The organism is Methylobacterium sp. WL69, assembly GCF_008039485.1.
GTDB lineage: Bacteria > Pseudomonadota > Alphaproteobacteria > Rhizobiales > Beijerinckiaceae > Methylobacterium.
Map to the genome: position 1 here is coordinate 28533 of NZ_VRUZ01000031.1, position 15226 is coordinate 43758.

The following is a 15226-nucleotide window of genomic DNA, read 5'->3' on the forward strand; positions in this document are numbered from 1 at the left end:
CAGGGGCCGCATGGATCCCCGGTTTTCACCGCCCGGGATGCCTTTTGGGGCAACCAATCTCACCCTTCGGTACTTGATAATCCGAAATCGTTCATAGTACGTTCCTGCCGTTGGCCGAGGCGGGTACTGCTTTCGGCCATCCATCGGACACTTAGCCAGAGGAGGACGAGTTCATGCACGCCAGCCGCCTCCTCATATCCGTGACGTGCGCCCCCTTCACGGGCGGCCCTTCGCTTCTCCCCTTCTCCGTCGACGAGGCCTGACCGGCGCCACTGCGCCCGCCCGCCTCCGTCACGAGGCGAACGTCATGTCAGACCCTTCGAATACCTCCCATCGACACCTGCCCCCCTACGCGCCTTTCGAGGACGCGCCGCAGGTCGTCACTGTCGACACCCAGCTCGGCGAGGTGATCCGGCGCCTGTTCCAGATGCGCGCGCTGGGTGAGGGCGCGTTCTCCCGCGCGATCCAGGCCGTCCTCGTGACCCTGGGTCGGTCCGCGCTTGAGGAAGCCGAGCTTCAGGCGGCGGTGCCCGCCATGCGTGCCGCACCGGACGCATCCGGCGTTCGCGTCACGCCCCGGGGCCTGCGCCGACGGCACGACCCCTCCGATCCGAGCGACCGATCCGCATGACCCATCGCCAGGCGCGACTCGCGATGCCGCCGCGAAAACCTTCGCCCGCATCCGACCGACCCCCACCCTTTCGATCCACTCCACGAGGCCGGGCCATCGCGTGAACGCGACAGGCCGCCTCGCCCGGGAGGCCGTCATGTCGCAATTCCCCAAGTCCGGTTCCAAGGCCGCCAAGGCCGCCACCAAGTCCATGGCCTCCACGAAGGCGATGCCTGACCTGAAGTCCTTGCCCGTCCCGAAGGGGCGGAAGACACGAGCCGAAAGCCTCGACGATTTCCTCAACGACCTACCGGACGACCGAGCGCCCATCGACAGGATGGAGTCCGAGATCCGGAGTTCCCGCTTCACCCTGGCCCGGCACGCCCTGAACGAGGCGATGACGAGCGCCCAGCACGTCCGGATGCTGCGCTTCGGCGGGGCCGGCGTGGTCATCGAGGTCCCGTCGCCCGACTGGATCCCCGCGATGCGCATGGCGGCCGAGAAGGTGTGTTCCTGGCATCACGTCTTCTGTCGGGCCGGCGTCTCGAAGTCGTCCGAGAACCCGAGCGTGGGCAACACAGAAGTGGCCGATTTCCTCGGCGCCGGCGGCCGCGTCCTCGGGATCTCGCAGTCACCGGCGCAGTACCTGCCCTCCGCGCTGGTCGCTGCCGCCGACGTGCGCATCAGGATCGGCACGCCGTCCAACGACACCATCCGCAAGACGATCCTGACCCTGACCGGTCACAAGGCCAGGCGCATGCCGCCCGACATCGCGCGCGGGCTCGCGTTCGACGTGATCGCCGCCTCCATCCGCAAGGGAACCCTGGCCTCAAGCTGCGTCCGGCGCCTCGTGGCCGCCTCCAAGGCCAACGCCGCCATCGATCCGAACCTCGCGGACGTGCCGGTGCTGTCCGAAATCCACGGATACGGGGCAGCAGGAGAGTATGCCCAGAGGCTCGCCTACGAATTTTCGGAATGGAAGGCTGGCAGGACTGAGTGGAGCTCTCTTGAAAGATCAGTTCTACTTGCGGTCGAACCAGGTACTGGCAAGACTACTCTAGTGAGAAGTATCGCCAAGACGCTAGAAATCCCAATTATCAGCACATCTGTTGCACTATGGTTCTCGCAGACGAATGGCTACCTGAACGAGGTCATCAAGGAGATCAATAGGGTCTTCACGATGGCAGCCCAGATGGCACCGGTTTTGATCTTCGTAGATGAGATGGATGGAATTCCATCTAGAGCGTCGCTAGGATCAAGGAACAGAGACTATTGGGTTCCGCTCATCAACCATTGTCTTACTACATTCGAAGGTGCAATCTCCGGAAATACAGACATGATCATCCTGATCGGGGCCAGCAATTATCCTGACCTGATCGATCCCGCACTTTTGAGGCCAGGTCGGCTTGGACGGGTTATCACCGTCGAGAAGCCCGATGCCGACGGGCTTGCCGGCATCATTCGTCAGCACCTGGGGCCGGACGTCCTCGACGGCGCCGACCTGTCGGTGCCGGCCAGCATCGGCGTGGGCGCCACCGGGGCCGAGGCCACCGCCTGGGTCGCGGGAGCCCGACGCAGGGCTCGGGACGCCGGCCGTCCGATGCGGCTCGACGACCTTGTCCGCGAGATCGCACCGCCCGACCCGAGGTCCCCCGAGGAGGCGCTTTCCTGCGCCCGCCACGAATGCGGGCATGGCCTTGCCGTGACCCTGATGGGTCCTGGCGAGGTCGTCAGCCTGAGCAACGTCATGGCCAACGGGTTGGGCGGGCTCACCCGCACGACCATGCCGAAGTTCACGACGCTGACGCGGACGTCCATCGAGGCCTACGTCACCACCGTTCTCGCCGGAAGGGCCACGGACGAGGCGTTCGGAGAGGCGAACTCCGGTTCGGGCGGCGCCTACGCCAGCGATCTCGGCCTAGCGACCGGCATGCTCGCCTCCATGCATCTCAGCATGGGCCTAGGCGGCTCGCTCCTGCACCGGGCCTCAGATGCGGAGGCCAGGGAATGCCTGCGCCACGACCCCGAAATGCGCCGTCGCGTCGAGGCTGACCTGAATGTTTTGTACCTTCGCGCGAGGGAATTCGTCGACGAGAACAGGGACCTGATCGACGTTCTGGCGCAGAAGCTGGTCGTGTCCCGCATCATGTCGGGCGACCAGATGCGGGCCTTGATCACACAATACCGCCCGAGAGCGCCCCTCGTCGCAATCCCGGAAGTGCATCATCGGTGACACGAAGAGCTTCGGCGGGAGCGGGGCAAACCCTCGCGATACCGGCGCCCATCACCGGATCCCTTCGGCTTACCGAGGAGCCTCCCGGAACCCGACGCCCGCCACTACCGGGCCAGTCCCCGTACGAACCGAGATGCCCGTGCCCCTCCGTCCTTCGATATCGAAACCCGGGCCGCACATGAGCGGAACACCGCTTCCCCATCGCAATACGGCAGTCTGATTGGCGAAACCGTCGACAGACTGCCCTCTCAGAAGCAATCCGATGACCGACGATACCTTCGACGACCGCATGTCCCCCTACGATGTCCATCGCATGGACCCGCCATCCGAAGCGGGACCCGCCCACCCGGTCGAGGGGCACGCGACCCGATCCCGGCAGGCCGGCATGACCGAGGCCGATCTCGATGCCATGCTCTCCGACGCCGTTGTCGGGCTCATGAATGTTCGGCGCGCCCTCGATCCGATCAGCTTCGAGGCCCTCGTGGGAGCGGTGGCGGTCGAGATCGAGATGGGAATGGACCTCGCCCGCGAGCGGGCCCTGGAGGCCACCCATCGGCGCCGACGGGACGGAAACGTCGTGTGGCTGGGACGTCCCGGGCGCGACCGTGAAGGCGATTGATCGCATGTCGAAACCGAACGTCTCCATGATGCGTGACTTCAGCGGATCTTCGGTGACACCGCGATAACCAATTCTTGAGCCTGCCGGTAAAGCTCGCCGTTTCGATTGGATCCAGATCAAGGACCATGAGACAACATCATCATGACCTACTTACCGCAGATATCGGCCGCCTTTGTGCGGGCCAATCAGACCGGCGCCATAGCCTAAGGTCCTGCGGATCCGCGGCCGCGCGTACCGGTCGCCCCTGAGCCCCCACATCGAGACGAAGGCCTCCGGCATCGAGCCGACGTAGGGCCTTCATGCGTCCGCCACTCCCGATCACGGCATCATGCGCCCGACCGGAAACCGACCTTTGGCGTCGGTCCTGGAAGAGCATGCCCGCGGGTCCGCGATCATCGCGACCTTCCCATCGCCCACCCATCCAATCCCCCGACCGGAGCTCCGTCATGACCTTCAAACGCCTCGCCATAACCGGCGCCGGATGCGCCGCACGACATGGAATTCCCGTGTCGCGCGCTGCCCCGTCCGGCCCCACGGGAATGCCGCCCGTCCCGCGCGCTCCCGTCCCACCACGCCGAATGTTTCGCCCGTCGAGCCGCATGCAGACGGGCCCCCCGTGGGAGGCCGACCATGGCCACGATTACCAGAGCGCCCCTCGTCGTTCGCCTCAACGACCGCGGCGAGAACGACAGCAACAGCCGCCTCGCCCACCATGGCTGGTTCTACTATTGGCGAGCTGAAGGAATACTCAGCTACCGGGGTAGTCTCGCCTATGATTTCCTGCATCTTGCCGCGGCTCATCCGGCGGTAAGGGAAATCAACCAGCGGGCCGAACCAATCGAATGGTATAACGGTCGGGAATGGGAAACATACCGCGCGCGGTACGAGATCGTGCTGGTCACCACCCTTCCCGGTGTCTTCCGGTACGTCGACGTCGAGGTGCTTACCAGTGCCGACCTCCGGAAGGATCGCGACAAGTACAGGCACATCCGGCGCGAGTACCGCGAGGCGGGACGACACTTCCTGGTCTTCACGGAGAAGACGATCCTCGTACTGCCGCGGCTGACGAACGCCATGCTCGTCCTGTGCCAGGCCGGCGAGGGTCTCGTCTCCGAGCATGATCTCGAACGGGTGCGGAGCGTCGGTGACGAATACGTAAGCCTGACCCTTAACGCCCTGGTTGCGTCCGGCGTGCTCCCATACGACCGGGCCTACGCTGCAGCACTCAACCTGGTCGCCCGCGGCGAACTCTTTTTCCGGACCTCGGAGGAGTTCAACGGTGACACCAAGCTCTTCGGGAGGGGATAACCATGGATACGCTGGACCTCTCCCGTCACGAGCCCGTCGAAACCCATGACGATGTCTACCTGCGCCCGGGCGACGCCATCGAACTCCTTGGCAAGGTCTTCGTCGTGGAGAGCCGATGCCTGAAGCCCCGCGGATACGTATTCAGCGAGCCGAACACGCTTCACGTCGAGCACCCCATCGCATCGAAGGACATCAAGTCCTGGCATGCTGTCGGCAAGCTGAACTTCATCTCCAAGGACGAGCACGGCCTGCCCATTGGCGTACGGGAAAACCTCCGGCGCTCGTTGAGAGCCTTCACCCTGACGGAGCGGAAGGAGATCGTCCGGCGCCTACGCTATTGCCAGGGTTTCGATGACCTGGGCCCGGGCTTCTCCCGCTCTGAGACCTCCCTGCAACCGGTCTGCGACCGCATCGCGGCCGGACGGGACGACACGGGTCCGCATGACTGGAACACGGTCTATCGCTGGTGGAAGATCTGGGCCCGGGCCGGGCGCGATCCGCGGGCCCTGGCCTCGAACGCCGCCAAGCGCGGCAATCGAAAGCGCAAGCTGGAGGATTACCAGCTCAAGGCAATGAACGACGCCATCGAGAGCGACTTCCTCCGCCAACATCGACCGAATGCGACCACCGCCCACAAGGCTTGCATCGCCAACATCGTGAGGTACCTGGGCGGGCGCGACAAGGCACTTGAAGTCGTTGCCGCGATGGCGGGAAACAAGCCCCCGGCCAAGCGCTCGCCGTTCCCGTCGATCAAGGCGTTCCGCGCCGAATGCTTCCGACAGTCGCGTACCGTCCATCTTCACAGGCGCCACGGATCGGACAGGGCCCGGCAGGAGATGTTCCCCGTCGGAACCGGCCCCGAGGTCAAGTTTCCCTTCCAGCGGGTCGAGGCCGACTTCAAGTACCTGCGGTTGTTCGTTGTCGACGAGGACAAGAAGCTGCCGCTCGGGACCCCGTACCTGATGGCGGCCATCGATTGCTATTCGGGATGCATCGCGGGCTGGGACGTAAGCTTCGACCCGCCCTCCTACGTCTCGGCCGCGCGGACGCTCAAGCATCTCATCGGCTTCAAGGACATGACCGAGTTCGCAAAGGGCAAGGACGGGGAGCCCATCGTCAGGAACGCCTACCCGCTCAACGGCGTCCCGGCGCAGTTCGTCCTCGACAACGATCAGGTCTTCCACTCCAGGAGTTTCGTCCACTCGGCGCGGGCCCTGGGATGCAGCATCAACTACATCCCGCCCTCGCAGTCATGGAAGAAGGGACGCATCGAGCGCTTCTGGGGAACCGTTCAGCAGAGCTTCCTCGATATGTTCCCCGGCAAGGTGTTCCGATACGGCGACGATGTCGGGCGTGATTACAAGCCCGAGGACGACGCAATCGTCACCCTGTCCGAGTTGAGGCTCTTCATTACGAAGGCCATCGTGGACGTATACCATCAGGACATCGACCCGAGGACGCAGAAGCGGCGCATCGACCTCTGGACCGAGGGAGCGGCGGTCCGGCCACCGCGCCGCGTGCGGGCCCACGACGACCTTGTCGAACTTGTCGGCGCCTACGAGACGCGCAAGGCCGAACGCCGGGGGCTTCGGTTGTTCGGACTCCGATACAATAGCAGCGACCTCGCGAGCTACAGGGACGATTTTAGGACCGATCCCCGGGTCGAGGTCCGCTACGATCCCCAGGACATCGGCTCGGTCACGCTGATCGATCACGAGAAGGGCCTCGCCCTTCGGGTCCCCTGCACGCAACCCGCCTACGCCGCGGGGCTCTCGCTTCATCAGCACAAGGTGATCCAACGCCGTGCCAAGGACGGGAGCCCGGAGGGACGCATCCGCATGGGGACGCTCCTCATGGCCAAGGCCGAGCTGTTCGAGCTCGGGGAGGCGATGCTCAAGGTCCGGAAGGGACGGCGGAGGATGACCAAGGTCGCCCAGTTCCTCGGGAGAGGGCGCGAGGTGATCGACATGCTGTCCCGGACCCGCGAGGACCCCAAGGAGAGCGCGAACCCCATCGACCTGTCCGGGGACGTCGACGACGAGCCCGAGGACGACATCGAGGACGACGAGGACCACTCGGCCGGATCGGTCCGCAAGCCCCCGCGCAAGACCGGGGACGCCGGTCGGCCGAAGAGGGAGCCGAAGTCCCCGAAGGTAGGGAAGGCGGCTGTCCCGGACCTGTCGGAAGGCACACCGGCGCCCAGGGTCACCAAGACTGTTCAAACCGAGGCGCCAGGGGCGTCGACGGTGCCGACCGTACGAAAGATGAAGGTGCTCGACGATGATTGACGCCAAGACCCTGGCCGGACCCGACGGCCTTTATCCCGACGACATCGCCGAGATCCTGGCCAATGCCGATCCAGTCAAGAAAAAGATGCTCAGGCGCATCGGGCGTGCCGTCGTCGACCACGACCGCCACGTCAGGGGGACGAAGTGGCTGGAGGACATGTTCTCGGAGCATGGGACCGGCCTGGAGTCGGCGGCGGGGCTTTTCTACGGAGAGCCGGGTGTGGGGAAGAGCACCGTTCTCCGAAAGTTCTCCGCGGGGCGAGCCGGCCCCTTCGAGACCCCCGGCGGTAGCAGGCGGCCGGTCCTTTTGGTTGAGATCCCGGCGAACCCGAACGAGATCACCCTGTTCGACAGCTTCCTGAGAGCACTCGGCGCAGAGCACCTCTGCGAGGGGAAGGGCGATGACAGGAAACTGTCGGTGGTGAAGCAACTCAAGCTTCAGCATGTACAGATGATCGTCATGGATGAGTTCACGCATCTGATCGAGGACAGGACGGAAAATTTCACGAAGAAGGCAATTCGTCACCTTAAGGAGATGCTGAACCAGGGGACGTGCCAAATTGTTTTTGCGGGCACAACGGATCTCATCAAGATCCATGAGTTCTATGGGCAGATGGGGCGTCGCGACGTCGGCGACTTCATCATGACAAAGTTCGACTGGAACGATGCGGACGATCAGGTTGAGTGGTGCGAATTGCTCGCGGTGATCGCCGAGGTCCTCGGCATTCCGCCCTCGCCGAAGCTCGACGACCCCACTCGCGCGAAGAAGCTTCACAGGGCTACCGACGGCAATATCGACAATCTGATGAAGCTGCTCTTCCGTGCGACTGCCATCGCCTACGACGACGGGGAACCGGCCCTGACGGACCAGGTGTTCGCGGAAGCGTTCGAGTTCAGGCGCCGAGCCAGCACGAAAGAGAACCCGTTCGGGCTTCCGAAGAGACGTCGTCGCAAGCTCACGCTATCCGAGGCTCCGGCGGCACCGGAGAACGAGTTCAGCGGCCTGCGCAAGGGCGCCAGGAAGCCGAACGACAGCTTCTCGAAGAAGTGACGGCGATGCTTCAGTTCGGACCCCTTCCCGGAAGGGTCGAGCATCAGCCCGACGAGCCCGCCTACGCGCTTCTGATCCGTACGCTGGAACTCAACGGCTCGCGCAGCATGATCGGGAAGACCCTCGACAGGGTCACGGGTGACAGAGATCGGGCGCTTTCGCAGTTGAATCCGGCCGAGGTCGCACGGATCTGCAAGGCGGATGCACATGCGGTCGAGTATGCGACGCCCGTGTTGGGCTCGACGACCGCCAGGCTCATGGGGCAGACGCTTTCCGCCGAGCACGTCACTTTCAGGAAGCGGCGCTGGTGTCCGAAGTGCCTCGCCGAGCATGCCTACCATCGTGTCTGGTGGGATATCCCGCCAGTGACGTCCTGTCCCGATCATGGGATCGAGCTGACGGCGTCCTGCGGCTGCAAGGGCCGGTCGTTGAATTGGCGGAGCAGCCCGCTGCGGTCCTGCCGCAATGGGCACCTGCTCGAAGACATCGTTTGCAATGAGGCCCATCCCGATGTCCTCGCCCTCGATACCTATGTCGTCGGCAGGCTTCGTGGCGACGGCAAGTCCGAGCCGCTTCTCGACGGCTTGACGTTGGGGGAGGTCCTCACGATCTGCGAACGCCTCGGCAAGGCATCCCGGAACGAGGACGCGCGCATCTTCGAGGTCCGCCGTGATTACGACGCCGGACTCCTCCATGCGGAGGGGTGCCGCATTCTACTCGGGCTTCCGGGTTCCCTCGACGAACTGCTCGAACGCATCAGGGTCGGCAGCCAAAAGAGGTCCGGCAAGGCTACGCTCAGGGAGACCTATGGCTATCTCTACAAGTTCGTCAGGAGCTTGCCTGAACACGCGGCCGGCGACGCCCTGAAGGCCGCGCTGGCTGCCCACGCCTTGCGGCACCTTCCCGTCAAGGCCGGAACCCGTCTCGACGGGCGCACTTCCCACGTCACCGACACCATTGCCTCGACCGTGGCCGCGGACGCGCTCGGAATGCGGCACGAGCGGTTCATGGACCTTCTCGCCCGGCTTGGTATCCGGGGCGAGAAGCGTTCCCAGTCCTACGACGTGGCCCTGTCGGATTTCGAGGCGCTCCAAACCCGGCTCAAGGGCTCCATGACCTTGAAGCAGGTCAGCGTCTGCCTTGGACTGACTACGCTGGAGGTGGCCGAGCTCGCCCTTGCCGGCAAGATCGACGTCGTCGCCTCCGGGCAAGGTATTGCGGGCTGGATCTTCCCGGCCAACGCCGTCCCGGATCTTCTCGACGGGCTTCGAGCAATCGCAGGGGAGCCGGATAGCGACCCCACCGAACTCGCTTCCATGCTCATTGCCGCCGGTCGTCTCGGAGCGTCGGTCTCCGAGGTACTGACGCTGGTGCTCGCTCGTGCCGTCGCCGTCACCGAATGCGCATCCGACCGCCAGGGCATCCACCCGTTCCAGGTCGATCCGGAGTCTCTCGCCCGTCTGCTCCCGGACCGGGCGAACGCCGGGGTCACGTTCACCGTCGCCGCACGCGAGCTCGGACTGACGATGTCGGCCATGGAAGCCGTCATGGCGGCCTCCCTTCTGGAGACCCGGGTCGTCGATGGTTCCGTGCGCGTTCCCGTCTCGGAGCTCGCTCGTTTCCGCCAGACCTGGGCGCAGATGCCTGAACTACGGACGGCCATGGGCGTCGCGACCTGGCTCCCGGTGTCCACGACCCTTGCGGCGGCCGGCGTTCGCTCCCCGCTGGCGGAATGCCGGCTTCGGGATCGGATCTTTCCACGGGATGCCGCGATGGTAGCGTGCGCCCGGGCGGCCGGCACAGGTGTTGAGACACAGGAGACCGGGGTGGAACGCGGGGCCCTCGGCGAGGCACTGGGCCTGCACACCGTGATGATCAGGCAACTGATCGAGGCCGGGCTGATCTCGATGAGGGAAGGCTGTAGGTTCGGCAGCGTCTCCCGAGAGGAGGTCGAGCGCTTCAGGGATGCGTACGTGAGTCTCGCCGCCTTGACCGAAGACTTCGGATACGCCAGCGCGCGAAAGGTCCTGTCGGACCTCGGCGAGGCCGACGTCGTGGCCGTCTGCAGCAAGCCGGCGTTCTTCACCTACCTGTTCCCGAGGCGCGAGGCGTTCGAAGCGCTGCGTAACAAGGCGCAGACGGACAAGTCGGCTGCGCTCGACCAGCTCCCGGATCAGCCGACGGTCTTGATTGCCGAGGCGGCCGAACGTCTGGGCACGGGCAAGCACATGACCCAACAACTCGTCGCGCACGGGCTGTTGCCGGCGCAGCGGAAGGGGGGGCGCTTTCTGGTGCCCGTAGCGGGCATCGACGGCTTCATGCGCAAGTACGTTCTTGCGAACGAGGTTGGACGTCTCGTCGGTCGGACGAAGGACGGAGGCGTCGGGGGGGCCGTGACACGCGTCCTGATCAACCAGGGCGTCCGGCCGGTCTGTGCGCGCCCCGAGTTCGTGAATTACGTCTTCGACCGAGAAGAGATCATGACGGCTATCAAGCGGCTGGATTTGTAGGATAATCGTATTCGTCGGGTTTAATGACGCTTACGAGGCGCTCTTTATGTTCTGTCGGCGCCAAATAAGGACTATCCTGGGCATTTATGGTCGGCCTCGGGTCAGACGGGGTCCGCGCCGAGATTGACGGGATGTGCATCCCTACCTGCGGAGCCCTGCCGGTCCGCCGTCAGTCTCGTTACCCCCGGCCTGGGCACGGCGACATGGTCGCAAACAGAGGCATCCAGTGCGAGGGTGACGACTTGCCCGGATCAGGGTCCGTAAACCGGTGTGAAATTGCGCGCGATGCGACTCTGAGGGTAACGGATATCGAGTAGCGCTATCCGGCATTCGTTACAAAAATCCACATGGTCTCGGATGGCAGGCTCTCATGTCGTCGCAAGGCCCGGACCGGCAACGTATTCCCCTTTCGATCTGAAACCGTTCGCCATCGAGCTCGGGCAGTCACTCGTGATCGTGAGTCAATTTATCGGGTTAAACAGGAACCCGACAGACATTTTATGAGTGCAGGCTGTTGCACCATATGGGTAGCGGCCAAGTGAAAGAACCAAGCAATTACAGTGATAAGCATCACAAGTTATGGGTATCTGCACACGCGACCCTGCTGGGATTCCCCGTGACGGAGGCCGAGGCCATGCCGGATGCCGGCGCCGGCAGCCTGTCCCTTGCCTTCGGCGACTTCCGCCGCGGCTACCTCGTCGTCGACCGCGCCGGCCTGCGGGTCCTGCGCGACCCCTACTCGGCGAAACCCTACGTGCTGTTCTACACCACGAAGCGCGTCGGCGGCGGGGTGCAGGACTTCGATGCGATCAAGCTGTTGAAGTTCGCCTGAGCCCCGTGTGCCCCCGGTCCTGGACGGGCCGGGGGCATCGTCCGACGCGTCGCGGCATGGCCAGGGCTCCCTGTTGCTTTCATGAGACGGACTCGGACAACCCTGGCGTGCTTCGGTTCCGGCTGGAGCCGAAGCCTTCCCCGCACGTCCGCATCGCTTCAAAAATAACCTCACGTTGTCCTGAGGCGTTGCACATGAACTTTGACGGGGCCGAGACTGCGAAGGCCGAAATTTTCCTCGAGGCGTTCGGCTTCAGCGCGATCGCATCGCCGGCCTCGGCCGATGACGCAGCGGGTCCGGTTTTCCTCCCGCTTCCCGACACGGCCCCCTACGACCGGATTCTCGAAGCCCGAATGCGTAAGAGGATCACGGCCGAGGAGGGCATCGCCATCGGGACTCTCGGCCAGGACGGCCACAACAGGAATCCCGACGCTCTGAAGCTCGGTATCTTCATCCAGCACGAACGCCTGCGGTCCCACCCCATCGTCGAGAAGGCGCTCGGTATCGCCCGCGGCGAGGCACGGATCATCTTCACCGGACCGATCCGAACCCGTGAGGCCGTGAACGGCAATCGCTGCCGTCCCCTCAAGATCGGAGGCTCCGTCGGCCACCATCGCGTGACGGCCGGCACCCTGGGGTGCTTCTGCCGCAGCCGCACGGGCGGCGGCATCGGCGTCCTGTCCAACAATCACATCCTGGCCGACACCAACAAGGGCAGTCCGGGCGACATCATCCTGCAACCCGGCCACAGCGACGGCGGCCGACTGAGCGAGCGGACGAGCCATATCGGCACACTTGACCGGCATGTGACGATCAACAACGGGCCGGGGACGACCAATGTCGTCGATTGCGCATTTGCCTCTCTGTTGAATCTCATCGAGTACAACGCCCACGAAGTCTGCGATCCCCTCGACCCCACGCGCCGATGGGCGATCGGTGCCCTCGAAACACAGGTCGTTCCCGGAGATGCGGTCCGGAAGGTCGGTCGGACCACCGGATTCACGGCAGGCCGGATCAAGGCGACGCGCGTGAACAACGTCGTCGTTCAGATGAGCTTCGACACGGGCTGGACCATCGCGCGCTTCGACAACCAGATTTCCATCGAAGGCTCCGGCAAACCGTTCTCGGAACGGGGCGACAGCGGCGCCGTGATATTCACCTCGGACGGCCGGCCATTTGGCTTGCTCTTCGCAGGAACGGATGGAACGCGGGGGACCGCCGCCGCTCTGACCTATGCGAATCGACTCGACAGCGTGCTTGCTGCGTTGGACATCGAGATCTACACTTCGGCGTGAAGGTGATCGCAATGACCAGTCGACGTGAAAGACTGCTCGCATCCGAGCCGGCGGCTCAAGCTGCCAAGGACGCCTTCGCGTCCATCTATGTCTCCGGCCGCGACGACCGCGCCGTTGGCCTTGGGCTCAACGGAAACGGCAATGATTGGGCCGTGAAGGTCTTCGTCCACTCGGCCGCCGCAGCGCGGGAGATCCCCGATCACTTCGGAAATTTCGAGGTGGATGTGGAGGTCACGGGACCTGCGACGCCGCGATAGCGTCGCGGCCCGCTTTTCACAGGATGCGGATCTGGGCGGGCCCTACCGCCGCCCCGGCCGCGCCATCCACTCCGTGCGGCCGCCGCGCGCTTCGCCCCCCTGCATCCGCCCCATCTCGGCGGCGCGCGAAGAGATCCAGCCCGTGTGCTCGGCCGTGGGGGTGACGGCGGTGAAGCCGCCGCAGGCCGTGCGGGCGCGCTTGTCCTGGCGCATGGCGCCGCTCGACCAGCTCACCACGCCGACGATCTGGTAGCCGCCGGGGCCGCCGCGCAGGATCGGGCCGCCGGAATCCCCCAGGCACGCCCCCGCCCCCGCCGTCTCGGCGAGGCGGCGGCGGTCGGTCACCACGGTGACGCGGTTGGCGACCTGGAGCGAGCCGATGGAGACGAGCTGGGCCTGGCGCAGGGTGCGGGCGGTGTTGCGCCGGTTCTCGGCCACCACGCCGAAGCCCGCGATCTCGACGGCGTCGCCGGTGTTGATGCCGCCACCGCGCGGGTCGAGGGGCTGGAAGTCGCCGCCGAGGGGCTCGGCCAGCTTGATCAGGGCGAGATCGATGCCCGGCTGATCCTCCGGCGTGGTGCCGGGGACGAAGTCGGGGTGCATGGACGCCGCCAGGGCGTTGATGCGGCGCGAGCGGAAGGCGCGGTCCACCACCACGACGCTGTAGCCGGCCTGGTGCATCACGCAATGGGCCGCCGTGAGCACGAGGTCGGCGGCGATGAGGGTGCCCGAGCAGATCTCGCCCTGGGTGCTCTCGATGCGCACCACGGAGGCGCGCAGGCCGTTGGGATCGCGCGAGACCGCGCCGTTGATCACCGCGAGGGCGGGGGCGGGCAGGAGCGCGACCAGGGTCGCGACGGCAACCGCGGGCAGGGCTTTCTTGCGGAGGGCGGTCGAATGAAGGGCCGTCTGGCGGAACGCGGTCGGCATCGTGTCTCTCCCGCGTCCCGGCCCCGTCGAGGGGCGTTCCGGACGGCACTGGTGGAAACCTATCCGAAGGGAATGGCCCGGCCAAGCTCCGGGTTCCGCTGGGACACGTCCGACCCTCACGGCCGGTCCCAGCGGGCGGCGAGGCCCCAGCCGGCCAGGGTCGCGTCGATCCAGGCGCGCTGCGGCCCGAGCAGGACGCCCTGGGTGAGGCCGCCGCAGGCCCCGCCGACCCAGGCCGCCACGGCGACGACGCCGGTCTCGCCCGTCACCGGTCCGCCGGAATCACCCTGGCAGGCACCGGAGCCCTTTGCGCCGCGCAGCCAGACGAGGATGCGGCTCGGCCCGTAGGGCTCGACCACGGGCACGCCGGCCCGCCGGTAGGTGCCGGTGCTGCGCGGGTCCCCCGGTTTCGCCACGCCGTAGCCGGAGACGGTCAGGGCCTCGCCGGCGCGCGGCATCGCCGCGCTCAGGATGGCGGGCGCGAACGGTGCCGGGAGGGGTGCCGCGAGGCGCACCAGGGCGAGGTCGATGGAGCGGCGGCGCCCGGCGACGGCGCCGGCATCGTAGCCGGGATGCACCGACGTGGCGGCGGGCTCGGCCAGGACCGGAGCCCCGGCGGCGTCCTTGTAGTGGACCCGGTGGACGAGGCGCGGCGCGAGGCAATGCCCGGCCGTGAGCACGGCGCCCGGCGCCACCACCACGCCGGTGCACACGCCGCCGTTCGAGGACAGCACCATCACGGCCCCGGACGCGTCGGGCGCCGGATCGCCGCCCACCACCGCGTGCGCCGGGCCGGCGACGCCCATGAGCACGGCGAAAAGCCCGACCGTCCGCGCCATCGGCGACCCATCCTGTCTTGAGGAGACCATTGATGATTCCGATACGCGTCGCGGGCCCCACCGTCGAGCCGGTGGGCCTCGGGGAGATGCGCGCCTACCTGCGCCTCGATTCCGATGCGGGCGGGGCCGAGGACGCCCTCATCGGCGGCCTCCTGGCCGCGGCCCGCGCCGGCATCGAGGCCGCGACCCGGCGCATCCTGGCGCCCGGCCGCTACCGGATCATGCTCACGGCTTGGCCCACCGACGGGGTCCTCCCCCTGCCGCTCAGCCCCCTCGTCGCCGTGGAGCGGGCCGGCCTCGTCGATGCGCAGGGGGCGGTGACCGATCTCCCCGCCGGCCTCGTGCGCCTCGGCCCGGACCCGGTGGAGGCGCCGGACCTGCGCATCGATCCCGGTGCGCCCCCCCTCGATGCCCGCGCCGCCCTCGTGGAGGTCAGCGCCGGATACGGCGGCGA

Annotated in this window: 12 protein-coding genes and 1 pseudogene; 11 read left to right on the forward strand and 2 right to left on the reverse strand. The window is 66.0% G+C overall.

Features of this window, described 5'->3' with window-relative positions:
• Positions 1 to 307 precede the first annotated feature (307 nt).
• The 10 genes and pseudogenes from FV218_RS11030 (at position 308) to FV218_RS11075 (ending at position 13003) form a co-directional block, all read left to right on the forward strand.
• Positions 308 to 631 carry a hypothetical protein gene (locus tag FV218_RS11030; RefSeq protein ID WP_147709741.1) on the forward strand — a complete coding sequence of 108 codons (324 nt, stop codon included), beginning with the start codon at positions 308 to 310 and terminating at the stop codon, positions 629 to 631.
• 136 nt (positions 632 to 767) lie between these two features.
• Positions 768 to 2843: an AAA family ATPase gene (locus FV218_RS11035; RefSeq protein ID WP_147709742.1), complete on the forward strand. Its 2076-nt coding sequence runs from the start codon at positions 768 to 770 to the stop codon at positions 2841 to 2843.
• 262 nt (positions 2844 to 3105) lie between these two features.
• Positions 3106 to 3462 (forward strand): hypothetical protein, encoded by a 357-nt coding sequence (locus tag FV218_RS11040; RefSeq protein WP_147709743.1) that lies wholly within the window; start codon positions 3106 to 3108, stop codon positions 3460 to 3462.
• A gap of 630 nt (positions 3463 to 4092) precedes the next feature.
• Positions 4093 to 4770 (forward strand): hypothetical protein, encoded by a 678-nt coding sequence (locus FV218_RS11045; RefSeq protein WP_147709744.1) that lies wholly within the window; start codon positions 4093 to 4095, stop codon positions 4768 to 4770.
• 2 nt (positions 4771 to 4772) lie between these two features.
• Entirely contained in the window at positions 4773 to 7058 is a 2286-nt protein-coding gene (locus FV218_RS11050) for a Mu transposase C-terminal domain-containing protein (protein ID WP_147709745.1), read from the forward strand.
• A complete protein-coding gene (locus FV218_RS11055; protein ID WP_147709746.1) occupies positions 7051 to 8109 on the forward strand; it encodes a TniB family NTP-binding protein in 1059 nt (352 codons plus the stop codon). Before FV218_RS11050 ends, FV218_RS11055 begins: the two co-directional genes overlap by 8 nt.
• A gap of 5 nt (positions 8110 to 8114) precedes the next feature.
• Positions 8115 to 10619: a TniQ family protein gene (locus tag FV218_RS11060; protein WP_147709747.1), complete on the forward strand. Its 2505-nt coding sequence runs from the start codon at positions 8115 to 8117 to the stop codon at positions 10617 to 10619.
• 595 nt (positions 10620 to 11214) lie between these two features.
• Positions 11215 to 11451 (forward strand): annotated as a pseudogene (locus tag FV218_RS11065) (phage major capsid protein); the annotation flags it as partial.
• A gap of 194 nt (positions 11452 to 11645) precedes the next feature.
• On the forward strand, positions 11646 to 12746 hold the full coding sequence (locus FV218_RS11070) for a hypothetical protein (protein WP_147709748.1): 1101 nt from the start codon (positions 11646 to 11648) through the stop codon (positions 12744 to 12746).
• Positions 12743 to 13003 (forward strand): hypothetical protein, encoded by a 261-nt coding sequence (locus tag FV218_RS11075; protein WP_147709749.1) that lies wholly within the window; start codon positions 12743 to 12745, stop codon positions 13001 to 13003. The genes FV218_RS11070 and FV218_RS11075 overlap by 4 nt, the downstream gene beginning before the upstream one ends.
• A 42-nt stretch (positions 13004 to 13045) precedes the next feature.
• Here the strand turns inward: FV218_RS11075 and FV218_RS11080 are convergent, their stop codons facing one another.
• On the reverse strand, positions 13046 to 13933 hold the full coding sequence (locus tag FV218_RS11080) for a trypsin-like serine protease (RefSeq protein ID WP_147709750.1): 888 nt from the start codon (positions 13931 to 13933) through the stop codon (positions 13046 to 13048).
• Positions 13934 to 14049: 116 nt separating this feature from the next.
• Positions 14050 to 14772 (reverse strand): S1 family peptidase, encoded by a 723-nt coding sequence (locus FV218_RS11085; RefSeq protein ID WP_056090257.1) that lies wholly within the window; start codon positions 14770 to 14772, stop codon positions 14050 to 14052.
• Between the two features lie 32 nt (positions 14773 to 14804).
• Between FV218_RS11085 and FV218_RS11090 the strand changes: the two genes are divergently transcribed.
• On the forward strand, positions 14805 to 15226 hold a 422-nt coding region (locus FV218_RS11090), incomplete at its 3' end, for a hypothetical protein (protein WP_147709752.1).